17 protein-coding genes are annotated in these 23,966 nt (G+C 49.3%); 14 read left to right on the forward strand and 3 right to left on the reverse strand.

Features of this window, described 5'->3' with window-relative positions:
• Positions 1-63: 63 nt before the first annotated feature.
• The 6 genes from NZ043_RS10555 (at position 64) to NZ043_RS10580 (ending at position 11,337) form a co-directional block, all read left to right on the forward strand.
• Complete coding sequence (locus NZ043_RS10555; protein WP_083679689.1) at positions 64-1,701, forward strand: extracellular solute-binding protein; 1,638 nt, start codon at positions 64-66, stop codon at positions 1,699-1,701.
• A 176-nt stretch (positions 1,702-1,877) separates the two neighbouring features.
• The gene (locus NZ043_RS10560; protein ID WP_339311710.1) at positions 1,878-4,097 is read left to right on the forward strand and encodes a helix-turn-helix domain-containing protein; all 2,220 of its coding nucleotides are present in this window, start codon (positions 1,878-1,880) and stop codon (positions 4,095-4,097) included.
• Between the two features lie 45 nt (positions 4,098-4,142).
• Entirely contained in the window at positions 4,143-6,455 is a 2,313-nt protein-coding gene (locus tag NZ043_RS10565; RefSeq protein WP_339311712.1) for a glycoside hydrolase family 3 N-terminal domain-containing protein, read from the forward strand.
• Positions 6,452-9,559: an alpha-mannosidase gene (locus tag NZ043_RS10570; RefSeq protein WP_339311714.1), complete on the forward strand. Its 3,108-nt coding sequence runs from the start codon at positions 6,452-6,454 to the stop codon at positions 9,557-9,559. The genes NZ043_RS10565 and NZ043_RS10570 overlap by 4 nt, the downstream gene beginning before the upstream one ends.
• Before the next feature lie 17 nt (positions 9,560-9,576).
• Complete coding sequence (locus NZ043_RS10575) at positions 9,577-10,452, forward strand: sugar phosphate isomerase/epimerase family protein (RefSeq protein ID WP_339311716.1); 876 nt, start codon at positions 9,577-9,579, stop codon at positions 10,450-10,452.
• A gap of 12 nt (positions 10,453-10,464) precedes the next feature.
• Positions 10,465-11,337 (forward strand): sugar phosphate isomerase/epimerase, encoded by an 873-nt coding sequence (locus tag NZ043_RS10580; RefSeq protein WP_091038701.1) that lies wholly within the window; start codon positions 10,465-10,467, stop codon positions 11,335-11,337.
• A gap of 48 nt (positions 11,338-11,385) precedes the next feature.
• Here NZ043_RS10580 and NZ043_RS10585 read toward each other — a convergent pair whose 3' ends face one another.
• Positions 11,386-12,147 (reverse strand): MerR family transcriptional regulator, encoded by a 762-nt coding sequence (locus tag NZ043_RS10585; protein ID WP_339311719.1) that lies wholly within the window; start codon positions 12,145-12,147, stop codon positions 11,386-11,388.
• Positions 12,148-12,163: 16 nt separating this feature from the next.
• Complete coding sequence (locus NZ043_RS10590) at positions 12,164-13,039, reverse strand: CPBP family glutamic-type intramembrane protease (RefSeq protein WP_339311721.1); 876 nt, start codon at positions 13,037-13,039, stop codon at positions 12,164-12,166.
• Positions 13,040-13,216: 177 nt separating this feature from the next.
• Here NZ043_RS10590 and NZ043_RS10595 point away from each other — a divergent pair, with 177 nt between their 5' ends.
• The 3 genes from NZ043_RS10595 to NZ043_RS10605 all read left to right on the forward strand — a co-directional run bounded on the left by NZ043_RS10595 (position 13,217) and on the right by NZ043_RS10605 (position 14,679).
• Positions 13,217-13,444: a hypothetical protein gene (locus NZ043_RS10595; protein ID WP_062837704.1), complete on the forward strand. Its 228-nt coding sequence runs from the start codon at positions 13,217-13,219 to the stop codon at positions 13,442-13,444.
• Between the two features lie 79 nt (positions 13,445-13,523).
• Positions 13,524-14,084: a hypothetical protein gene (locus NZ043_RS10600; RefSeq protein WP_339311723.1), complete on the forward strand. Its 561-nt coding sequence runs from the start codon at positions 13,524-13,526 to the stop codon at positions 14,082-14,084.
• Positions 14,085-14,250: 166 nt separating this feature from the next.
• A complete protein-coding gene (locus NZ043_RS10605) occupies positions 14,251-14,679 on the forward strand; it encodes a VOC family protein (RefSeq protein WP_091038708.1) in 429 nt (142 codons plus the stop codon).
• 117 nt (positions 14,680-14,796) lie between these two features.
• Here the strand turns inward: NZ043_RS10605 and NZ043_RS10610 are convergent, their stop codons facing one another.
• Positions 14,797-15,651 carry a hypothetical protein gene (locus NZ043_RS10610; protein WP_339311725.1) on the reverse strand — a complete coding sequence of 285 codons (855 nt, stop codon included), beginning with the start codon at positions 15,649-15,651 and terminating at the stop codon, positions 14,797-14,799.
• A 416-nt stretch (positions 15,652-16,067) separates the two neighbouring features.
• On the opposite strand from NZ043_RS10610, the gene ytxJ reads away from it, so the two are divergent.
• From ytxJ to NZ043_RS10635, 5 genes are all read left to right on the forward strand, one after another.
• Positions 16,068-16,607, forward strand: coding sequence for a bacillithiol system redox-active protein YtxJ (ytxJ, locus tag NZ043_RS10615; protein WP_256332447.1), 540 nt, complete (start codon positions 16,068-16,070; stop codon positions 16,605-16,607).
• A 422-nt stretch (positions 16,608-17,029) separates the two neighbouring features.
• On the forward strand, positions 17,030-18,703 hold the full coding sequence (kdpA, locus tag NZ043_RS10620) for a potassium-transporting ATPase subunit KdpA (protein ID WP_091038762.1): 1,674 nt from the start codon (positions 17,030-17,032) through the stop codon (positions 18,701-18,703).
• Between the two features lie 208 nt (positions 18,704-18,911).
• The gene (gene kdpB / locus NZ043_RS10625; RefSeq protein ID WP_289392650.1) at positions 18,912-20,912 is read left to right on the forward strand and encodes a potassium-transporting ATPase subunit KdpB; all 2,001 of its coding nucleotides are present in this window, start codon (positions 18,912-18,914) and stop codon (positions 20,910-20,912) included.
• Between the two features lie 61 nt (positions 20,913-20,973).
• On the forward strand, positions 20,974-21,534 hold the full coding sequence (gene kdpC / locus NZ043_RS10630) for a potassium-transporting ATPase subunit KdpC (protein ID WP_091038712.1): 561 nt from the start codon (positions 20,974-20,976) through the stop codon (positions 21,532-21,534).
• 92 nt (positions 21,535-21,626) lie between these two features.
• On the forward strand, positions 21,627-23,966 hold the full coding sequence (locus NZ043_RS10635) for a histidine kinase (RefSeq protein ID WP_339311729.1): 2,340 nt from the start codon (positions 21,627-21,629) through the stop codon (positions 23,964-23,966).

A 23,966-nucleotide genomic window follows, 5' to 3' on the forward strand; every position in this document is an offset into this window, starting at 1 on the left:
TTATATACGTGCATGCAGTACAAGTCAATAATTTGCCGTTATAAACAAAAAGGAGGAGTCAGATTGAGAAAATCTTGGATTTCGATGTTGTTTCTGGTCTTTGCTTCGATGGCTTTGTTGTCCGCATGCAGTTCATCCGAGGAATCGGGTGGAAGTAGCGACGGTAGCGGGGAGAGCGGCGGTCCTGTAACCATGACCCTCTTTGCTCCGCAAGGCAAAGCTTCCATGGAAGAGAATGAATTTACCCAATTTATCGAAGACAAGTTCGACGTTACCCTAAAATGGGATCTGGCCCCAACGGACGCTTTGCAGGATCGCAGACAATTGCTGCTGGCCAGTGGTGATTATCCGGAAGTGTTTCTTCACGGCAAGTTCACCACCTCAGATCTTCAAACCTATGGAAAACAGGGCGTGTTCCTTCCGCTACAGGATCTGATTAAGGAGTATGGTCCGAACCTGACCAAGATTATGGAAGAGAAGCCATACTTCAAAGAAGCCATCACGGCACCGGATGGCAATATCTATGCTTTGCCAATCTTCAATGAATGTTACCACTGCACGTATGCACAGAAATACTGGATCAACACGGAGTGGCTCGATAATCTGGGTCTGAAAATGCCAACCACAACTGATGAACTGTATACCGTTCTAAAGGCGTTTAAGACACAAGATCCGAATGGTAACGGGAAAGCGGACGAGATTCCACTCACGGGCGCACCGAACAAGTATGTATGGAATGGCAACATTGATGCCTACCTGATGAATAGCTTTATATACAATGATAACGACAAATACCTGATCGTGAACGATGGCAAGGTGAGTTTTGCCGCCAATCAGGAAGGCTGGAAGAAAGGGCTGGAGTACATGAACAAGCTGTATGCAGATGGCCTGATTGATCCGGCTTCCTTCACGCAAAACGATCAGGCGATTGGACAGCTGGGGAACAAGGAAGGCGATGAAGTGGTCGGTTCCATTACGACGGCGCTGGTCAGTTATCTCGTGAATACCTATGACAAAGACATCACCCGTCACCAGCACTGGGAGATCGTTCCTCCATTGAAAGGACCCGATGGAGTGCAGACGACAGGCGCCACGCAGAGCGTAGGTGAGTTTGAGTTTGCCATCACCAACAAAGCGACAGAAGCACAGCAGATTGCCGCTATCAAAATTGTAGACTACATGTTCAGTGAAGAAGGTGCGCTGTACGCGGAGTATGGTCCAACTGAAGGCAAAGGCTGGAAGAAGGCAGATGCCGATGAGAAAAACATCAATGGCGAGCCGGCCAAATACAGCTACTACAACCTGCCTGAGCGTGATCCGAACGTTGTTGTGAACGAGAGCTGGTCACAGATCGGAGCGCATGACTTATCCAACACGTTCCGTAATCTGTTTGCGGAAGGACAGAATCCTCTAGAAGCAGAGGGTTATGGTACACGTCTGGCTCAAGCTACCAATGTGTATGAACCTTATGCACCCAAAGAAGTATACCCTGCGAACGTATTTATTCGTCCAGAGGATACGGAATCAGCTGCACAACTGACTACGGCCATCAAGGATTATGTGCAGACAAATATGGCACAGTTCATTATTGGCAGCAAGAGCATTGATAAGGAATGGGATTCGTATGTCAAAGGCTTCGATGGTCTCGGACTGAGTAATTACCTTGAGATCTACCAGCGTGCCATTGAGAAGAATCAATAATTGAAGGATTCAATATAGAGGCTGTCCCGTCTGTCACCCGTGACCGGGACGGTCTTCTCCTATGACAACCCCACGTCATCCGATATAATGTACTGAATATTTATGGAAAATTAGCGATCAGCACAGATGTTTGTCGTCATTCAGCATGAACAGTAATGGTGGGGGGATCTTCGGAGATGAACAACAATTGGTTTAGGCGTTTGCTGTTATCGTATCTGCCTGTTTTCTTTATTGTGACGACCATTCTATTCTTTATTTTCTTTCAAGTATTCAATGAACAGAACCGTAGAGAAGCGCTCAAGGCCAATGAATTTTTGGCCTCACAGGTTACGCAATATCTGGACAACTCCCTGCGTTCCATCGACTTCAAGGTACTGCGTGAGATTTTGACCAACCCTAACTTGAAGAATTATTTCTCGGTATCTGGCAGCGATGATGTGTATGCCGGCATTCAGGCGGTCCAGGTGGTTGATGAATTGAAAATAGAGTATCCGCTGATCGATTCAATTTATCTCGTTCGTTATGGTGATGGCACGGTCTTCAGTAACGGGAAGGCAGTTCCGATTGAAGAGTTCCCGGATGCAGACTTTATTGCAGATAGCCGGTCAAGGGATGAACAGAAGTGGGCAGGGGCACGAGCGTTCCGAGCTTTTCCTTCGCAAGCGACTGAGCAGGTGATTACGATTGTGCGAAGTGTAGGAAACGGCAAAGGACTTGTGGTGACAAACGTGGACCTAAGTACCCTGAGAAAATCCATTATGCAGATGTATGATCCGGAATTTACGTTTGTGAACATCTTCAACCGTTCGGGTGGCAATCTGTGGGATAGCAGCATGCCAGGAGGGGTTGCAGCTTCTACTAAAACCACGTCGGGAGAAGTTTTCTCCGAATTTACGTCGAGTTATAGCGGTTGGAAGGTGCAGACAGGTCTCAATAATGGAAAAATCGTCAAATGGGCTCTGCAATTTTATAATATCTGGTTTGCCTTTGCTGTAGTGGTTGTGTTGATTGGCGTGGTGTGGGTGATCTATGTGACCCGCAGAAACTACAAGCCGATTCAGCAGATTGTCACGTTAATTCAGACCGTCTCTTCGCAGAAGCAATCCGGACTGAACTATGGCAAAGAGAATGAGTTCCGCTTCATCCATACAACGCTGGAACGCATGATTGATCAGACGAGACAATATCAGGAGGAACATGAAGAGAATCTGATTTTACAGAAAAGAATGTTCTTTCAGGAGTTGCTGGAGGGCACACGAGACTTTACGAGCATGGAGCTGACAGCGGAGATGAAAAAGTTCAAACTGCCTGAGCTGGAGCATCGCTGGGCCGTCATGGTAGTTGAGATGGACCGGTATGATGCATTTGTGACGGAGTATCATCATCAGGACCAATCCCTCCTGAAATTTGTGTTATCCAGTATTCTGCAGGAGAGTGCGCGCCATGAAGGAACGGAAGTATGGGCTGAATGGATCTCCGATCAGCGTCTGTACGCCATCCTCTGGATTCCGGACATGGAACAGGCTGAGGAGACGGAGCATCGATTGCTCGCTGGTTATCTGGACAGAATCGATCAGTATCTGAACTTCACCGTGACCATTGGTGTTGGTCGGGTTGCTGTCGATATTCGGGGGCTGAAAGCTTCATTGAAAGAAGCTGTGCACGCGCTGGAGTACAAGGCTGTACTGGGGATAAATCGTATCATTCCGTGTAGCGATGTGCCAAATTCGACCAATGATGTGTATGAGTTCCTGAAGACCATCTCACTGCTGGTACAGGCGATGCGTTTATCGGACGATGTGTGGGAAAAGCATTTTGAAAGACTGTTTGAACAAATCAGTGAGTCTGTTCTGTCCCGTCAGGAGATTATGAATACGATCCAATTGTTATTTCAACATTACAATCGGGAATTTGCCGAACTTCCACGGGAGTATCAGGATTCGTGGGCCGTTATATTCACCCCGCTTCTCCCAAGGCTTGAGGGCTGGGAGACGTTAGATGACCTGCGTGAGCTGTGCTGGGAAGGGTTCAGAGAACTGGCGCTGCAGATGCAGACGCTGCATTGTTCCCGAAAACACAGATCACATATTCTGGAGATTCGCAAATACATCGAAGAGCATTACAACAATCCTGATCTGTCGCTGAACTACCTTAGTGATCTATTCGATATTAATCCGAAGTATCTGAGTAAACTTTTCAAGGATGAGATTGGGGAGAAGTTTGTGGATCTGCTCATTAGTCATCGCATCGAAAAAGCCAAGCTGCTCATGCAGGAGACCGATAAGGCCATTCAGGAGATCAGTGAAGAAGTGGGATATACAAACTATAATTCCTTCAACCGGGCTTTCAAGAACGTGGTGGGTGTGGCACCAAGTGACTACCGCAAAGCCATGTGAGTGCATGCGCCTAACTAATTCCGAACGCATAAGGAGAATGTGCATATGGACTATAAAGATGCTTCGCTTCCCATTCAGGAACGGGTTCAGGATCTAATCGGACGGATGACAACGGCAGAGAAGATTGGACAACTCATCCAGCCGATGGGCTGGAAGACGTATGATAAAGCAGCTGATGGTACAGTACGGGTGACGGAAGAGTTCAAAGCGGACATGGAACAGGGCGGTGTCGGTTCTCTGTATGGTGTGCTTCGGGCCGATCCATGGACTGAAGTGACGCTGGAAACGGGGCTTACTCCACGGCAGGGAGCCGTTGCCACAAATGTCATTCAGCAGTATGCCATGGAGCATTCTCGGCTAGGCATTCCCATCTTGTTCGGAGAAGAATGTTCCCACGGGCATATGGCGATTGGGGCGACAGTATTTCCGGTACCGTTAACCGTGGGCAGCACGTGGAATATGGAGTTATACCGCAAGATGTGTGAAGCCATCGCTGTGGAGACCCGGAGTCAGGGGGGAGCGGCAACGTATTCCCCGGTGCTGGATGTCGTACGTGACCCGAGATGGGGACGGACCGAGGAATGTTTTGCCGAAGATCCATACCTAATCGGTGAATTTGCAGTGGAAGCCATGAAGGGACTACAAGGTGAGCGTCTCGATTCCAACCGGACGATTGTGGCGACACTTAAGCATTTTGCGGCTTATGGCAGTTCAGAGGGTGGGCGTAATGCAGCACCTGTGCATATGGGCTTACGTGAATTGCATGAAATAGATCTGTTGCCGTTCAAAAAAGCAGTGGAAGCCGGAGCTTGCTCCGTCATGACCGCTTATAACGAGATTGATGGTGTACCTTGTACGTCCAGTACGTATCTGTTGAATGACCTTCTGCGTGAGCAGTGGGGGTTTGATGGATTCGTGATTACTGATTTTGGCGCCATTCAGATGCTGGTCCATGGACATAACACCGCTGAGAACGGGGAGCAGGCCGTAGCACAGTCCCTTCAGGCAGGTGTAGACATGGAAATGTCCGGGTACATGTACCGCAAACATCTTGGTCAGGCGCTTGAGCAGGGATTAATCGTAGAGAAGGATCTGGACTTGGCTGTGTGGCGGGTGCTGGAGATGAAATTCAGACTTGGGCTATTTGAACAGCCTTTCGTAGATCCAGAGTTTGCCGAACAAGTCATCGGATGTGAAGACCATATTCAGTTGGCAAGGGAAGTCGCACAAGAGGGAATTATTTTACTGAAAAATGAAGGGGCTACCCTCCCACTCGGCAAAACAGGTACAAAGCTAGCTGTCATTGGTCCGAACGCGAACCATATCTATAACCAACTTGGAGACTATACCTCGCCACAGCCGAGAGAACAGATCGTTACCGTACTGGATGGCATTACGCGCAATCTTGGCGCGGATTCGGGTCAGGTGCTGTACGCACCTGGTTGCCGGATTAAAGGCGATTCCAAAGAAGGTTTTGCACAAGCGCTCGCCTGTGCGGAACAGGCCGATGTCATCGTGATGGTGATGGGCGGGTCCAGCGCCCGCGATTTTGGTGAAGGTACCATAGACTTGCGGACAGGAGCGTCTGTGGTAACGGATGATCCATGGAACGACATGGAGTGTGGCGAGGGCATTGACCGGGCTTCCCTGAATCTCATGGGTGTTCAATTGGAGCTGGTGCAGGAGCTATATAAGCTGGGAAAACCCGTTATCGTGGTCTATATCAACGGCCGTCCCATTGCTGAACCTTGGATTGATGAGCATGTCCATGCGATTGTGGAAGCGTGGTACCCCGGGCAGGAAGGTGGTAACGCGATTGCGGATATTCTGTTCGGTGATGTGAATCCATCTGGCCGTCTTACCGTCTCCATTCCCAAGCATGTTGGGCAACTTCCGGTCTATTATCATGCCAAACGCACTCGTGGCAAGCGGTATCTGGAGATGGATCTTGCGCCGCAGTATCCGTTCGGATATGGACTGAGTTATACCGAATTCAAATACGAGAACGTAAGGGTTATACCGGATGTGATTGGGCCAGAAGATGAGGCACAGGTGATGGTTGAAGTCACAAATACCGGAGCGGTTGCGGGAAGTGAGGTTGTGCAGTTGTACATCGCGGATGTGTCGGCTTCGGTTACGCGGGCTGAAATGTCACTTAAGGGTTTTCGTAAAATCCATCTGGAGCCAGGACAGACTCATACCGTTACGTTCCCTGTGCAAAAAGAACACCTCGCACTCATCGACTCTCGTCTCCAGTCTGTCGTGGAACCGGGTGAATTCAGGCTCATGGTTGGCCGCAATTCGGCTGACTGGACCGCTTGTAGTCTGCATATCCAGAAGGTGGGGGTAGAGGTATGATTCGAATTCAGCGATTCATTGAAGATATGAACCGATCGCAGTGGCTGGATACGATCGAGCTTACGGCGTGGGAGATGCAGAAGGCCAGATACATTCGACCAGGGGAATACGAGTACGAGCAGGCAGACAAGGCAATGCAAAGCTTGAATCCGCTGAACAGCGTACACGGAACGACGTATTTTCTGAGCAAACGTATGGAGATTCCGGAGGAATGGCAAGATCAGGCTATTGGTCTGATCTTCGAGGCCGGAGGAGAAGGGCTGTTGAAGGTGAATGGCATGCCTTATCATGGATTGGATCGGAATCACTGGTTCGTACCCCTTCCGAGGAGTCGTGTTGGTAATACGCCGCAGTTGGAGATTGAACTCTATGATCCGATTCCAGAGCCGCATGACCCACTCAACCGACAAGCTGTTATTCAGCCGCCTATTCAGGGCATTCGGGCAGCATTGGTTCATGTTAATCAGCCACTGCAGAGCCTGATGTACAGCGTGACGGTACTCGCTGAGTCGCTCCGGGCATATAACGAGAAGGAGCCCAAGCGGATGGCTCTTATCCAGGCCATTCATCAGGTGATGGATGACATGTACAATGACCCGGAACGCTGGAGTGATGCAGCTTGGATACAGAACTTCGAATATGCATTAGCACAGTCGGTACAGCAGGAAGACCCGGAGGAATATCGAAGTGGCTTCATGCATCTGGTTGGACAATCCCACATTGATATTGCCTGGCTGTGGCCTGTACGTGAGACGGTTCGCAAGTCCAGTCGCACGTTTTCGACCATGTGTACCTTGATGGACACGTACCCGGATTTTGTGTATTCCCAGAGCCAGCCGCAGTTGTATGCCTTCGTGAAGGACCATTACCCGGAGTTGTATGAGCGAGTAAAAGCACGCATTGCTGAAGGACGCTGGGAGCTGGTCGGAGGCATGTGGGTGGAGCCGGATCTGAATATTCCGAGTGGTGAGTCGTTGGTTCGGCAAATTCTGTATGGACAGAACTTCTACCAGGCGGAGTTTGGCAAACGCTCCAACATCGAGTGGTTGCCCGACACCTTTGGCTACTGCGCTTCCTTACCGCAGATGCTGAAGCTTGCGGATATTCCTTATTTTATGACCACCAAGCTGAATTGGAATGACACCAATGCGTTTCCGTATGACCTCTTCAATTGGGTAGGCATAGATGGTACTTCGGTGCTGGCGTATCTGAACCATGGAGTGAATGAGCATACGCGGCCCAAAGATGTGGATGAACACTGGCAATCGTATAAACAGAGGGATGTGCATCCTGAGCAGATGTTGCTCTACGGACATGGTGATGGCGGTGGCGGTGTGACGAATGAGATGGTGGAGTTTGCAGAGCGATCCCACTTGATGGTGGGACAGCCAATCAGCAAATTCAGCACAGCAGGGGCTTTTTTTGAAGACATATCATTAAATAATCCGACGTTGCCAAAGTGGCACGGGGACTTGTACCTGGAGCTGCATCGAGGAACCTATACGACCCATGCAAGGAACAAACGTAGCAACCGTAAGGCAGAGGTATTGTACCGGGAAGCGGAGATCTGGGGGCAATTTGCCGGAGCTTGCGCCGCACACACGAAGAATGATCTGGATGAAGGCTGGAAGCTGATCATGCTCAACCAATTCCATGACATTATTCCGGGAACGTCGATTCCAGAAGTTTACGTAACGTCCACCGAGGAATACACGAAGGTATTTGCATTAGGTACATCCGCACTGCGGGAAACGCTGGATACCCTTGCGGAGAACATTACAACAGATGAGGTGGATGGTCTTCCCTACATTATATTCAACAGCCTTGGCTGGGAACGCGGAGAGAATATCACCATTACAGGCGATGCCCACCTCGCCGGGGTGGCTGCATTCGATCGTCAAGGGAACCGTCTGGCCTGTGATCTTGAGCAAAAGGAAGACAAGTACACGCTGCTCGTGTATGTTCCATCGATTCCTGCTTTTGGGTATACAACCATATGGCTGCGCGAGGCATCGGATGTTATCCTTCCAGTAAGGGAAGAAGAATCTTTCCCTTCCACATGGGAAACCGAATTTTACACTCTTGAGTTCAATGACTTGGGAGAGATCACGAGGTGGTATGACAAAACGGCAAGACGCGACTGGCTGAAGCCCGGTGATCGGGCGAATGAGTGGCAGTTTTTCCATGACAAACCGACGTACTGGGATGCTTGGGATATCGATCCGCGGTTTGAATCCCAGCGCGCAGGTGCGGTGCAGTTGATCTCCAGAGAGATTGTACAGCACGGGGCTACGCGAGATGTACTGCGTTTGGTCTGGAAGCTGAATCAATCCGAGATCAGCCAGGATATCATTTTGCATCGTTACCAGCGGCGTGTTGATTTCCATACAAAAGTGAAGTGGAATGAAAGTCATAAGCTGCTCAAGGTAGCATTTCCGGTGGATCTGGTGGCAGCCAAAGCAGCCTATGAAATCCCGTTTGGAGCGTTGGAGCGTCCAACCCATAACAACACCAGTTGGGAGCAGGCGCAGTTTGAGGTCTGTGGACATCGCTGGGCGGATATCTCGGAGGGCAACAGCGGTGTGAGTTTGCTGAATGATTGCAAGTACGGATACGACATCAAGGATCGGACGATCCGCCTGTCCCTGCTTCGTGCCCCGAAATGGCCGGATGAACATGCCGATCAAGGCCATCATGAATTCACGTATTCGATCCTGCCCCACCAGGGCGATTGGCGACAAGCTGCCGTCGTTCGCCGGGCGATGGAGCTGAATCATCCGGTGGAGGTTGTGACAGCGAGTCCATCTTCGGGTCACTTGCCATCTGAACACGCTTGGATGGAGTTTCGCAGTGAGCATGTCATTCTGGATGCAATCAAGCCCGCAGAAGACGGCTCGGGAACGGTGCTGCGTTTCTACGAATCATCAGGAGGTCGGGAAACAGTACAAGTTGAGTGGGCTGAAAAGGAAATTAAGGCGTCCATCATTAATCTGCTGGAGGATGAGATCCATCCGTTGGCTTGTCCAAACGGCACATTCGAGCTGACATTTAAACCCTATGAAATTAAGTCGGTGAAACTTGTTCCAATGAATCCAAATACGTAATCTTCAGGAGGTATGACATGAAATTAACGAATAAGATCGGTGTCATCGTGGATAGCTTTGGCGTAGGTGTACGGGAAGGGTTGAACAAGGCCAAAGACGTAGGTGCAGAAGGTGTGCAAATCTATGCCGTCAAGGGAGAGATGGACCCTGAAAATTTGTCGCCTGCGGCGCGCAAAGAGCTGAAGAGTTACATCAATTCGTTGGGTCTCGACATTTCAGCCCTGGTTGGCGATCTGGGCGGACACGGGTTTCAGGTCAAGGAAGATAATCCGTGGAAAGTAGAAAAGTCGAAGCGGATCGTGGATCTGGCCCTCGATCTGGGCACCCACATTGTCACAACACATATCGGTATTGTTCCACATGATCCTTCATCGGAAGTTTATGCTACGCTGCATGCTGCTTGTGAGGAACTGGGCCAATACGCCAAAAGCGTTGGCGCATACTTTGCCATTGAGACAGGACCGGAAACGGCTGCTGACTTAAAAGGATTCTTGGATACGTTGTCCACCAACGGAGTATCGGTGAATTTTGACCCGGCGAATATGGTGATGGTGACCGGAGATGATCCGGCGCGGGGCGTTCATCTGCTCAAGGATTACATCGTACATACCCATGTGAAGGATGGTGTGCGACTGAAGGAAGTTGACCCACGAGACGTATACGGAGCGGTCGGTTATGCGCCTATGGATCACGAAAAGATTGCCGAGATGGTCTCGTCCGGAACGTTCTTCCGTGAGGTGCCACTGGGCGAAGGTGGCGTTGATTTTGACGGATACTTTGCAGCGCTTCAGGAGATTGGCTACACCGGTTATCTGACGATTGAACGTGAAGTAGGCCATCAGCCGGAGCAGGATATTCGCAAGGCTGTTCAATTTATCCAACAATATCGATAGGGAGCTGAGCAGATGAAAGTGGGCCTGAGCACGTATAGTTTGTTGAACGATTTGAATTCGGGTGAGATGACGGTGCTGGATGTGATCGACTGGATTGCGGCGAACGGCGGCGAGCATATGGAGATGGTACCTTACGGTTATACCGTGGAGGATAATCACGATCTGGCGGATGCGATTCGGGAGCGGGCGGCGACTGCGGGTATTGAACTGTCCAACTACTCGATGCCAGCGAATTTTGTGCAGGAGACGGAAGAGGCTTTTGCAGAAGAGATGGCTCGGGTCAAAAGGCATGTGGATGTCGTACACCGAATGGGTGTAAAACATATGCGGCATGACGTCACGGCGTTTACCCTGCCAAAGGAGAAGATGACCATCACCTGGTTCGAGGAACATCTGCCGCTGATGGTGAAGGGAAGCCAGATCATTGCGGACTATGCCGCGCAGTTTGGCATCACCACAACCATTGAAAATCACGGCTTCAGCGTGCAGGCGAGTGATCGGGTGCAGCGTGTTCTGCATGCTGTAGATCGTCCGAACTTCAAAACAACACTCGATATTGGCAACTTCATGTGCGTGGATGAGAATCCGATCATCGGTGTCATGAAAAATCTGCCGTACGCTTCTCTGGTTCACTTCAAAGATTTCTACTTCCGTCCTTATGATGAGCATCCGGGTGAGGGTGAATGGTTCACGACAGCCTACGGTAACTTCCTGCGAGGGGCCATCGTTGGACAAGGTGACATTCCAATTCGTAAAATTGTAAAGTTGATCAAAGACTCCGGCTATGATGGCAACATTACGGTGGAGTTCGAAGGCATGGAGGAATGCAAATCCGCATCCAAGATCGCCATGGACAACCTGCGCCGCTTCTGGGAAGAGGCGTAACGAAGCATAAAGAGGGAATGGATCAAGGGCCACTTTTCGAAGTGGCTCTTATTGTTGATCATCAGGATTCTGGACTGCCCATCGATCCAGGATCATTTCGATGTAACGCATGGTATCCGTTGTCATACCATATACACGAGCTGACTGATCATCCTCTGGGGTGATATAATCCCAATATTTTTCTGCCAATTCTGCATTCCCGTGAAAAGTCCTTTCAGCATAATCAGAGATTCGGATGGCCAGTAACCGTGAGGCTTCGGAATCCGGAGGTTCCATCTTGCATGTATGAATATCTTTAAGAATATCAGCCCATTCCATGGATAATGAATTGTTCTGATTATTCAGAGGTAACGATTCCATTTCTTCAGGTGTAAAAACATCCTGACGGAACCTGCCCGGAGGTTGATCCAGTTCACGGATGAAACCCAACATCTCATCCAGACTGATTGTACCGGAGGCTCTGATGGCATATAGGGTTGAAAAAAGAAGATGCTCGACCTTGCTTAATCTCTCCTGCTGTTCCTTGACAACGGCCAGTTGTTGTTCCAACGTATTATTCCATAAAGTGAGTGTGCTCTCTGGTTCGGAACGAACAGCATCCTGATCGAGGAATTCTCCAATCTCATTCAATTTAAAATGCATTTTCTTCAGAATGGTAATCTGCTGAAGCCGTAAAATATCCTTTTCACCATATAAGCGATACTGATTGTTCTCATTACGGGCCGGTCGCAGTAAACCCAGCTTCTCATAATAATGCAGTGTTCGGATGGATACTCCGGTATGTTTGGATAGTTGTCCAACGGTATACAACAGGCAGATCCCTCCCTCATGATTTATGTATTCTCCACCAGCGCCATGCATTGAGTACCGCCAGAATGATCGCACCGACGAAGATTATCATCATATACAAAATAAATATTTCGGCCAACCCATTATCTTGCGCAGTATAGTTTAACAATGCCGGTCTATCACCTGGCATAACAACGAATCGGGCTACTTCTAGGTAAGCGATATGAAATCCGATGGAGGCCCATAAAGATCCGGTCAAACTCCGCAGAAGCTGTAACGTAATACCATAGGTCAAAATCAGGATCATATAATCCAAGGTTATCCGGTTTCCCGCATCCATTCCGACGAGCTCTTGCAATAGGCTCACACTAATCGGAACCAGCAGGAAGAGTATGACTTGAGTTACATAAGCGAAAAACACAGGAAGTCGCAGTCTGTAGCGTAATCCATCATAGACCATGCCTCGCATGGATAGTTCCTCTGGCAAAGCTTCATACAAGAAAGCAATACAACTATTAAGTACGACAGCAAGGAAGAGCTCGGCTGAGAAGTGCCACTCCGTAATCGTAATCCAGTTGTTCATACTGGCTATCGCTAACCCGATGAAGGCCAGAGAAGTGGCAAATAATGCGCCAGAGAGCAAGTGAATTATGCTTTTTCCTGTCAGAGGAAGAAGAACGGACTTCATATGGAAGTGTCTTCGAATGACGAATAGTACGGGTAAGACGATACTAATAATGACAACAGCTTGGGTGAGATGAACCATCCAATCATCAGCACCAATAGTGCTGACAAACTTCCCTGCGAGTGTAGCAAAAAACAGACCCAATGTCATCGTTAACCAACTCATTCCAATAATAGCTATTCCACTGCTACGTCGTTTCTTGGTTACATGTTCAGGTGACATACTCATGCTAATCCCCTCCTGAAGCCAGTATAAACCCTCGAGTTAACGTCAGGGTCAAGCAGGAAATATGCCTATCAGAATATGGTTCTGCGCAAGGATTAAGTTACGAGTAGCACAAGTGTGGTATACTGGATATATTCAGCCTGATAATAACTGGCTATGGATAGGAGATGTCACTGATCTATGCAGGTATTCGAGGACTGGAATCAGAAAGTAAAGAAGACGTTTAATGCTACGAACCCAGAGGTAGTGTTGACGGTATCGGAAGCTGGAAGTTTGCTTGGTTTGACCAAAGACCAGATGAAACTGTACGTGGACAAGAACAAACTAACGAAGGTCCCGATCATGAGAAGTGTTCACCGATACCTCTTATTGAAAAGTGAAATAGATAACATCGTTCAAGCTCGATAACTTCATAGGATTGAACACAACCATTTTACCGACAGGATTCGGGAGAGTGGTCTTTTTTTTATCGGAAAGGGGACAGAACGTGCTGAAAAAAGTGTCAAATTGGTTCTATCAGCGGGTGAATTGGAAATGGGTTGCAGCTGCGGTTGTTGTATTTGCTTGTTTTATTGCATTCATTCTGCCCTGGCAGGCGGCAAAGTCGGAGGAGGCCACAGGTGGTGGGCAGTCCCCGGATTCCTCTTTTCTGTACACTGCAAATGATCTTTATCAGATGGCTGAGCAGTATGGTGAAGCAGGGCGGAGCGCCTATATTCAGGCACGATTCACATTTGACCTCATATGGCCCTTGGCCTATCTGTTCCTCTTGGTTGTTCTGTTATCGATACTCTATCGCGTGCTTCCGGTAAAGAGTTGCTGGCGTTGGGTGAATCTGATTCCGGTCTTAGGTTGGGCTATGGACATGCTTGAAAATATAGGTGCGTCCCTGATCATGTATCGTTATCCTGAACGTACGCCTGTGCTTGCTGAACTCACTCCGATATTTACCCTGTTGAAATGGTGTCTGATCTATGCCAGTTTTGCAGCACTGGTTCCGGGTGTTCTGATCACGGTTCTCTACTATATACGCAGGCGCAAGAAGTAGTGGGAGAGGGATGGATTAAGAATATGTTGGTAACCCTAATCGTGTAAAGGTCCGCAGAGATAAGTGGAGAAATATACGCTTGTCAAAGGACAACCTGTTCATATATACTCATGTCGCAAGTGGCGTGAATCGTGTAATTACAAGAGCCCAAGGAGATGAAGAACGCATGTCGATCAGCTTGAATGTGTATCTGGTAACAGACGGTAATGGACGTGAAGCGGTAGAATTCTATCAAAAGGCATTTGGAGCCGAAGTGCTCGCGCTTCAAACATTTGGCGACGGTCCATCTGACCCGAATCACCCCATCCCGCCCGAAGCGAAAGACCGTATTATGCATGCTTCTTTGCAGATTGGCAGCTCGGTATTAATGTTGTCCGATACATTTCCAGGCATGCCGTACACTGTAGGTAATCATGTTACGGTTACGGTGAATACGGATACGGCGGATGAGGCCAAAGCAATTTTCAACCAACTGCAAGATGGCGGCGAAGTGAAAATGCCGATACAAGAGACGTTCTGGAGTCCAGCCTACGGCTCGGTTGTCGACAAATTTGGTGTACAGTTTCAAATTAGCGCTACGCCAGGACAAGCTTAAGAGCGTACTGTGCGTTAATATAACCTTCAAATGGAAAAAACCTCCGCGGTCTGCTTTGAGCAGTTGTGGAGGTTTTTTTGCTTTTTTTTGTAATGACTCGTGATTAATTTTCCTTGATTAGCCTTCCTTTTGAATCTTGGAAGGGTTGTTGATTTTATAAGGAACCGGGTTACGTGTCAGCTTCTTCTTGATAATTTTTGCTTCAAACGTAATGACATCTCCCACTTCCAGTTCTTGTTTCTTAACGGTGGCACTGTGGCTCGACCAGGCTTCCCCAACATCGATGACGTCTGGCTCTGTAATGGTAACTGCTTCATAGATAATGACCTCATCGTCATTGTCCGAGAAGTGATTTGGTACAGTGGTGAACTCTTTGACAACGGCACTCATCTTCACTTTACCTTCGGGCAGATCAATCTTAACGGTCTTGGCTTTGCTTGCTGTTTTGGCTTTAGGTTTGGCTTCACTGGCTGCCCCGGTTTGAGGTCCAACATACTCTTCTACGAGCCCATCCGGATCACCCTTCAACCCAGAGGAGAATTCATCTGTGTCCGTGTCGTACGAATCATCCTGATCCGCCGGAATTTCATCCGGGTTAACCAGGGCACCGGGAGTTGGCGTAACATCAGCAGCGACTGGTGCGACTGTATCCGAAGTTGTCGATTCTGTGCTTTGATCTGATCCGGCTGTGATTATACTTCTGGCATTGTAGCTGGACGCTTGCATTTCTTTCAGATACGACGGGTGAATACAATGCTTTTGTCCATTATCCAGTTGAATAACGGCTGCCATGTGATCCACATATCCAATGATGGTGCACGGCATGTTTAATCCGTTTCCTTTATAATAGAACGTTTTGAGTTTGGTTGCTTTACCCGAAAGCAAGCCCCACTCCTGACATTTCTCAATCAGTTCATCTTCGTTATCCAGCGCAATAAAATCCTGCGGTTCAATCATAAACGCGTATGTCATATGGAATTTCCGCCCTTCCAATCCATTCTTCATGTTCATCGTTTCCAAATTACAACCAGTGTATCACAAATGAGCATTTTGCATAAATCCAAACGCTAAAATCTGTATTCGGAGATGAAGATTCTCAACGCCTGCTCACAGAGGCCTATGCTATAATTTGATCAGAATGTAAGGTGAGAAGTTGCTACTATATATGTTGAACTAAAGATTATTTACACAGACACTACGATGACAGAACAACCTTCCAACCGCTGTTATCCCAAGATTTTTTCGATTCCCTTTTTCTAAAGAAAAATCCGGTGATAAACGCGAACGCTTCGCTTTCTCAGGTTTTTTCTGTCCTCTCCGTTATCGTTTAAATGGTTAGTTCAATTTATATAGCCTTGATATACATATATCAGGAAGGGAAGATTCGTATGGGTAAAAAAGTAAATCATCAAGCCGTATGGCTTGCTATAGGTGTTGCCATGGGAGTCAGCATTGGTACGGCTACACAACAACTTGGACTTGGCATTGCTTTTGGTTTGGCGCTTGGCATTGTGATTGGTTCGGTGGTTAGCAAACGTGCAGGGTCAGACTCAGAACATATGCTCAGCGAACATGTCCGTGAATTGCATAAACCAGATGACTGGGAAGAAGCGCTTCATCGCTCGCAGGATCATCCGGTGCTTATCCTGAAACACAGCACAACTTGTCCGACCAGTGCGAGAGCGTACAGAGAGTTTATGGCGTTTGTAGGCACCAATGCATCAGATCCCAAACAACCTATGGACTACCGCATCGTCAAAGTGATTGAAAATCGCTCGTTGTCCCGCTACATTGCGGAAGAGACAGAGGTTCATCATGAGTCACCACAGGTGCTTCTGCTCGATCAGGGGCAAGTTGTCAAACATACCTCCCATGGCAAAATCACGAAGAAAAGATTATTGCAGTGGGCACAGAATCCATTTGGATAAATAGTACACCTTATAGACCCGTTCTTTTCAGCCCAGAGCTGAGGAGAACGGGTCTTTTTTACGCTTTTTTTACACCTGTGGAGGCATTTCTTTACCCCTTTTTTACAGCGTTTCATATTACGATTTTACATGTAGCAGGTGCAGAGAACGGTAGAGAGAGGGAGGAAGGGCGCATGGTGAATGATGCCACGATGATTGGATTGGTTGTGCTGCTGTTTGCGGTGTTTTGGGGATTCTTGAAATTCTGCGAAAAGGCTTGAGGGCAGAGAGGGGGAGCGGAATGATTGTCATCGGCATGATTGTACTCGCACTGGTGATTTATCTCGGTTATGTGCTGGTGAAGCCAGAAAAATTCTGATGCTGACGATGTACGTAATGCGGAACAAGGGAACGTCGAATAGGGAGGAAATGCGGATATGGGTATCGGTGTAGTGCAAGTAGCGGTGACGCTACTAATCATCCTGCTGCTGGTGAAACCGGTGGGAAAATATATAGTGAACGTGTTCGATGGACAGCGAACGGGGCTGGATCGGATTTTTGGTGGGCCGGAGCGACTGCTCTTTCGATTGATGGGAGTACGCGAGAACGAATCCATGGGGTGGAAAAAGTACCTCACGGCCGTTCTCCTCTCCAACTTTGTAATGTTGGTATTGATGTTTCTGGTGCTGCGACTGCAAAAATATTTACCACTCAATCCGGATGGCATCGGCAATATGCCAGTGGCGCAGGCATTTAATACGGCCGTTTCGTTCATGACCAACACGAACTGGCAGTCGTATACGGGCGAGAACGCCCTGTCGTACCTGTCACAGATGCTGGCAGTGACGTTCCCGATGTTTACGTCGGCAGCGACGGGATTTGCAGTGGCCATTGCGTTTATTCGCGGGCTGGTAGGCCGCCGGGATGAACTGGGGAACTTTTACGTCGACCTTGTACGGTCGATTACGAGAATTTTTTTACCGCTGAGTTTCATCGTGGCCCTGTTCCTCGTGTTCCAGGGTGTGCCCCAGACGCTCGCGGGAGCGGTGAACGCAACCACGCTGGAAGGTGCGCAGCAGACCATCTCACGTGGACTGGTCGCCTCACTGGAATCGATCAAACACATTGGCACCAACGGTGGTGGCTGGTTTGGAACCAATGCTGCACATCCATTTGAGAATCCGACGGCCCTGAGCAATCTGGTGCATATCGTCTGTATGATGCTGTTACCGACTGCACTGGTATACGCCTTCGGCTTGATGGTCAATAACCGGAAGCAGGGTTGGGCATTGTTCGCAGCGATGAGTTTTCTTTTCCTTGTGATGTTGACCACCGTATTTGTCTCCGAATATCGCGGTGTACCCGCGTTGGATGCAGCAGGTCTGCAGGGCAATATGGAGGGGAAAGAGGTCAGGTTTGGCATACCCGAATCGGCTTTATTCACGGCAGTCACGACAGCGGCCACTACAGGTTCTGTCAACAATATGCATGAGTCGCTTACTCCACTTGGAGGCATGGTATCACTGGCTCAGATGATGCTTAATAACGTGTTTGGTGGCAAAGGGGTAGGACTGATCAACGGACTGTTGTATGTGATTCTGGCTGTGTTTATCTGTGGATTGATGGTGGGACGAACACCTGAGTTCCTGGGCAAAAAAATTGAGGGCAAAGAAGTGAAGCTCGCATCCATCGCCTTGCTCATTCATCCTTTGATTATTCTGGCGCCAACGGCAATCGCGCTTATGCGGCCCGAAGCTATTGCGTCCATCTCGAACGGGGGCATGCATGGCCTGACCGAAGTTCTCTATGCTTTTGCCTCGGGTGCAGCCAATAATGGATCGGCCTTTGCCGGACTGAATGCCAATACAGACTTTTACAACATCGCGATTGGTATCGTTATGCTGCTGGGAAGGTACGTTTCGATGATCGCCATGCTGGCTATTGCGGGTTCACTCGCTACGAAACGGGTTGTACCGGTAACCACGGGCACCTTGCGGACACACACACCTCTCTTTGCTGGGATTCTGGTCATGATGATCGTTGTTGTCGGCGCACTCACATTCTTCCCGTCGCTTGCCCTTGGACCGATCGCAGAACACTTGGCAATGATTCAATGAGGGAAATGACAGGGGAGCAACAGAGGAATTGGTATAAGGACGTAACGTACGGAGGTGGCGGTGCATGATGAATGCAGTCGAACGAAAGAAGGAGCAGACGATGCAACATATGGATACAGAAATGTTTAGTACGAAGGGCAATGAGCCGGATAACAACCGAGGTAATATTCAACGTGATCCCGGATCAAAACGGTCTTTAAGCAAGGATATGATACTTCAGGCTTCGCTGGATGCGTTCAAGAAGCTAAATCCGGTGGTCATGATCAAAAATCCGGTTATGTTTATTGTTGAGATTGGCACATTCATTACGCTCTTATTATGCATTAATCCCGATCTCTTCACCGCATCCGAGGCTGGACGCGGGTACAACATTGCCGTATTTTTCATTTTGCTGTTCACGCTGCTGTTCGCTAACTTCGCGGAGGCACTTGCAGAAGGGAGAGGCAAGGCCCAGGCGGATACGTTACGCAAGACGAAGTCGGACACCATGGCCAATCTGGTGCAGAAGGATGGAACAATCCGGCAAGTGTCTTCGACCCAGTTGAAAAAAGGCGATATGGTCCGTGTGGAAGTCGGTGAACTGATCCCGACGGACGGTGAGATTGTGGAAGGCTTGGCCTCCATTGATGAATCGGCCATTACGGGAGAATCCGCCCCGGTTATCAAGGAGGCAGGAGGCGATTTCTCTTCCGTTACCGGGGGGACACGTGTCGTGTCCGATTACATCGTCATGCGTGTTCAGACGGATCCGGGTGAGTCATTCCTTGACCGGATGATCTCTCTGGTTGAGGGTGCTCAGCGCCAGAAAACACCTAATGAAATCGCGCTGACAACCCTGCTCGCCGTATTAACTCTGATCTTTCTGATTGTCATACTCACGATGGTTCCAATGGCAAATTACCTTGGTATTCGACTAGATCTGGCGACATTGATCGCACTTCTCGTCTGCTTGATCCCCACCACAATTGGTGGATTGCTGTCCGCTATTGGTATTGCCGGGATGGACCGGGTTACGCAGTTCAATGTGCTCGCCATGTCAGGTAAAGCGGTGGAAGCGGCCGGGGATATTGATACATTGATTCTGGACAAAACAGGAACGATCACATACGGAAATCGCATGGCATCTGAGTTTATTCCCGTTCTGGGCATTACTTCGTCAGAGATGACGCAAGCTGCTTTACAAGCTTCTGTGCGAGATGAGACCCCGGAAGGACGTTCTGTGGTGGAACTGGCAGGCAAACAAGGTCAGAGCTGGGCTGAGACAGAGTATGCTAATGCGGAAAATGTGGAATTCACGGCAGAGACACGGATGTCCGGTCTGAATCTGAGCAGCGGAATGAAAATCCGCAAAGGTGCGGTGGATGCGATCAAAAGATATATTGCTTCCGAAGGAGGCCGTATACCTGGTGATCTGGATGAGATTGCAAATCGAATTGCGAAGGCTGGAGGCACGCCGCTTGCTGTGGCCATCGATGAACGAATCTACGGTGTGATCTATCTGAAAGACACTGTGAAGCCAGGGCTAAAAGAGAAGTTCGCCGAGATGCGCGCCATGGGTATCAAGACCATTATGTGTACAGGTGACAATCCGTTAACCGCAGCGACCATAGCGCTGGAAGCGGGCGTGGATGATTTTATTGCTGAAGCGAAGCCCGAGGACAAGATTGCTGCAATCAAAAAAGAGCAGCAGGAGGGCAAGCTCGTCGCCATGACAGGCGACGGTACCAACGATGCTCCTGCTCTGGCGCAGGCTGATGTGGGCCTGGCGATGAATTCGGGCACCATGGCGGCCAAAGAAGCGGCCAACATGATTGACTTGGATTCGGACCCGACCAAGTTATTGTCGGTGGTCTCCATTGGCAAGCAGCTGCTGATTACACGCGGCGCACTTACCACCTTTTCGATATCCAATGATATCGCGAAATATTTTGCCATCATTCCAGCCATGTTCATTCTCGCCATGCCGCAGCTTCAGGCGCTGAATATTATGAATCTGGCTTCACCGCAGTCTGCAATTCTGTCGGCGCTGATCTTCAACGCCATTATTATTCCGCTGCTTATTCCCATTGCGATGAAAGGGGTTAAGTACCGGGCGATGTCAGCCGAGAGGCTGCTTGGCCGCAATGTGTTCATCTATGGCGTAGGTGGTGTGATTGTACCTTTTATCGGAATTAAGCTGATTGACATGGTTCTGTCGGGAATTCTTTAACGAGATAACAACGCTTATCAAAATTGTTCTTTTATCCTAATGAATTCAGGAAGTGATCTGTATGAACATGTTCTTACCCGCCATAAGGCTATCTGTTGTGCTTATGCTGATATGCGGCTTAATCTACCCGCTTGTAACAACTGGTGTAGCCCAACTTCTCTTTCCTGCGCAGGCGAATGGCAGTCTGATTACGCAAGATGAGAAAATCATCGGCTCGTCACTGCTTGCGCAGGAAATCCAATCGCCGGGGCTGTTCCAGCCCCGGGCATCAAATGCCGGTTATGACCCAACGGCTTCAGCCGGTTCAAATCGCGCTGTAGCTTCGGAGGAATATATTGGCGAGATGAAGGAAAAAATGGCTCAGCTCCAGCAGGAAAACCCGGGATTGAAGCAGATCCCCGCTGATCTCGTGACGGGTTCAGGCTCTGGACTTGATCCGGATCTCTCTCCCGAAGCCGCTGAGGCACAGATCCCACGTATTAGCGAAGCTACGGGGCTTAGTGAACAGCAGCTTGTGCAACTTGTAGATGAGCATATGGAAGGTCGTCAGATGGGTATATTCGGGGAACCGCGTGTGAATGTAACGGCTCTGAATCTGGCGCTGATAGCAGAAATGAACTAATGAACGAACATATTAGCCTGCTCGCGATATATCGGGAGGGGCTTTCTCCATTTTTTTCATCCTATTTTTAAAGGAAAGGGGGAGAGGGACGGATGGAAGAAAGCTTCAAGCGCAAGTCACCGGAAGAGATGTTGAAGATGATTACGAAGCTGCAGCAGGGTACGCTCAAAATCTACATCGGCCCAGTCAGCGGATCGGGCAAAACGTATCACATGTTACGAGAAGGGAATACGTTGCGTGAGCAGGGCATTGATGTGGTCATCTGCGCCGTCTCCACAATGCGCAGACCGGAAACGGTGGAGCAGCTTGGCGCACTCGAACGGATTCCAAGCATTCACTGGTTACGCGAGAGTGATGATGTAGAGATGAAGGATCTGAACCTGGATGCACTGTTGGCGCGTAATCCGGAGGTTGTGCTGGTGGATGGTTTGGCACATCGCAACAGAGAAGATGCTCGGTATGCTACCCGGCTGGAGGACATTCAGTTTTTGCTCCGAAACAACATCAGTGTCATGACAACGGTGAATGTGTATGAGCTTGAAGGGTATACCGAGCTGGCCCGGCAGCTCACCGGTATCACAGTAGAACATACGGTACCTGCGGATACACTGGAACTTGCGGATGAAGTCAAGCTGATTGACGTCACGCCGGAAACGATACTGAGCCGTCTTGCAGAAGGTCATTTGCAGGGGCATGAGGGAGAAGCTGTATTTCGTCAAGGCAATCTGGGTATTCTGCGCGAACTGGCACTGAGATTGGTGGCAGAAGGGGTGAATGAATCCCTGCGTGAGCATCGGGAAGAGATGGGAATTACCGTCACAACAGGCATCATGGAACGGATTCTGGTGTCCACGCAATATCATTGGAACGGCTCGATCTATATCCGGCGCGGACAACAGATTGCCAAACGGCTGAATGGGGATTTGTGCGCCGTGGTTTTTCGGAATATGAAGCAGCCATTAACCAAGGAGGCAACCGTATTTCGACGGAATATGATCAAACTGGTGGAGAAGTTTGGCGGCCATATGGAGGAGCTGTCTATATTACACCGTCGCAACATCCCGTCTACGCTGGCACGTTACGCCATGGAGCACCAGATTACCCGGATTGTGATGGGGCACTCCCGGCGTACGCGCTGGCAGGAATTGTGGCAAGGGTCCGTTGTTAACTCGCTGCTACGCAGATTACGTGGTGTGGATCTCTTTCTGGTTGCTGATCGAGCGGCCAGGGAGGGTGAACGTGTGGTTCCGGCCAAGGTAAACGAGGTGGAGTCACTGACATACCGCAGACTAAGCGAACAGGAAATGAAGGATCAGATTGGCCAGATTCAGCGCGGCACATTCAAAATATATATCGGAGCCGCACCAGGTGTAGGCAAAACCTACATGATGCTGCGAGAAGGCAATGATTTGCTCCGTAAGGGCATCGATGTGCAAATCGGCTTGCTGGAGACACATGGGCGGGCAGAAACCGTGGAGCAGATGGGTCACCTGTCTGTGATCCCTCGCGCGAAGCGCGATTATCAGGGAACTCGTCTGGAAGAGATGGACACGGAGGCCATTCTGCATCTTTGCCCAGAAGTGGTGCTTGTGGATGAACTGGCGCATACGAATGTACCCGGGAGTGTCCGGCAAAAGCGTTATGAAGATGTCCTGCTCCTGCTGAATGCAGGCATCTCGGTGATTACCACAATGAACGTACAGCATCTCGAAAGTCTGAATGATGCCGTTGAACATATTACCGGTGTTCGTGTCCGCGAGACCGTACCGGATCGGATCATTCAGATGGCGGATGAGGTGCAGCTGATTGATGTGGCACCCCAAGCCTTGCGGCAGCGCATGAGGGAGGGTAAAATCTATGCAACTGCCAAGGTCGAGCAAGCCCTTGCGAATTTCTTCAAAATTGGCAATCTGATTGCCTTGCGAGAACTTGCTCTGCGCGAGCTGGCGGACGATGTCGATGAACGGCTTGAAGCACAGCAGGCCAAAATTGCACTTCGAGGACCTTGGCGCAGACAGGAAGCGGTCTTTGTATGTGTAAGCAGTGATCGTCATGCCGAGCGGCTGATCCGGCGTGGATTCCGTATGGCTTATCGTCTAAAAGCCATCTGGCATGTACACCATATCCACATCGGTGAGTCCATGAGTGACGAAGTGAAGTGCCATCTGGAAGCGTTGGAGCAGCTGACGATTCGGCTTGGTGGTCAATTTCATATTCACCACAGTCCAAGGCTGCGCGATGTACCTGAGATTTTGGCAAGAAAGGCATCGGAGGCGAGAGCAACCCAGTTGGTAGTCGGGCAGGCAAGACGGGTGTGGTGGCTGAATGGCTACCGCGGCTCAGGATCGGTGGTCAACCGACTTGTACGCTTGTCGCGGCATCTGGATGTATTGATCGTTGCAGATTACGATTATGAACTGAGCGGGATGTGA

Source organism: Paenibacillus sp. FSL k6-2145 (genome assembly GCF_037976585.1).
Classification (GTDB): Bacteria; Bacillota; Bacilli; order Paenibacillales; family Paenibacillaceae; genus Paenibacillus.

What these genes read in the sequence shown, in the direction of transcription:
- NZ043_RS10570 (WP_339311714.1), top strand. Translation starts at nt 6,452, where the DNA reads ATGATTCGAATTCAGCGATTCATTGAAGATATGAACCGATCGCAGTGG.
- NZ043_RS10575 (WP_339311716.1), top strand. Translation starts at nt 9,577, where the DNA reads ATGAAATTAACGAATAAGATCGGTGTCATCGTGGATAGCTTTGGCGTA.
- ytxJ (WP_256332447.1), top strand. Translation starts at nt 16,068, where the DNA reads ATGGGTAAAAAAGTAAATCATCAAGCCGTATGGCTTGCTATAGGTGTT.
- NZ043_RS10635 (WP_339311729.1), top strand. Translation starts at nt 21,627, where the DNA reads ATGGAAGAAAGCTTCAAGCGCAAGTCACCGGAAGAGATGTTGAAGATG.
- NZ043_RS10605 (WP_091038708.1), top strand. Translation starts at nt 14,251, where the DNA reads ATGTCGATCAGCTTGAATGTGTATCTGGTAACAGACGGTAATGGACGT.
- kdpB (WP_289392650.1), top strand. Translation starts at nt 18,912, where the DNA reads ATGATACTTCAGGCTTCGCTGGATGCGTTCAAGAAGCTAAATCCGGTG.
- kdpC (WP_091038712.1), top strand. Translation starts at nt 20,974, where the DNA reads ATGAACATGTTCTTACCCGCCATAAGGCTATCTGTTGTGCTTATGCTG.
- NZ043_RS10595 (WP_062837704.1), top strand. Translation starts at nt 13,217, where the DNA reads ATGCAGGTATTCGAGGACTGGAATCAGAAAGTAAAGAAGACGTTTAAT.
- NZ043_RS10590 (WP_339311721.1), bottom strand. Translation starts at nt 13,039, where the DNA reads ATGAGTATGTCACCTGAACATGTAACCAAGAAACGACGTAGCAGTGGA.
- NZ043_RS10580 (WP_091038701.1), top strand. Translation starts at nt 10,465, where the DNA reads ATGAAAGTGGGCCTGAGCACGTATAGTTTGTTGAACGATTTGAATTCG.
- NZ043_RS10610 (WP_339311725.1), bottom strand. Translation starts at nt 15,651, where the DNA reads ATGACATACGCGTTTATGATTGAACCGCAGGATTTTATTGCGCTGGAT.
- NZ043_RS10560 (WP_339311710.1), top strand. Translation starts at nt 1,878, where the DNA reads ATGAACAACAATTGGTTTAGGCGTTTGCTGTTATCGTATCTGCCTGTT.
- NZ043_RS10565 (WP_339311712.1), top strand. Translation starts at nt 4,143, where the DNA reads ATGGACTATAAAGATGCTTCGCTTCCCATTCAGGAACGGGTTCAGGAT.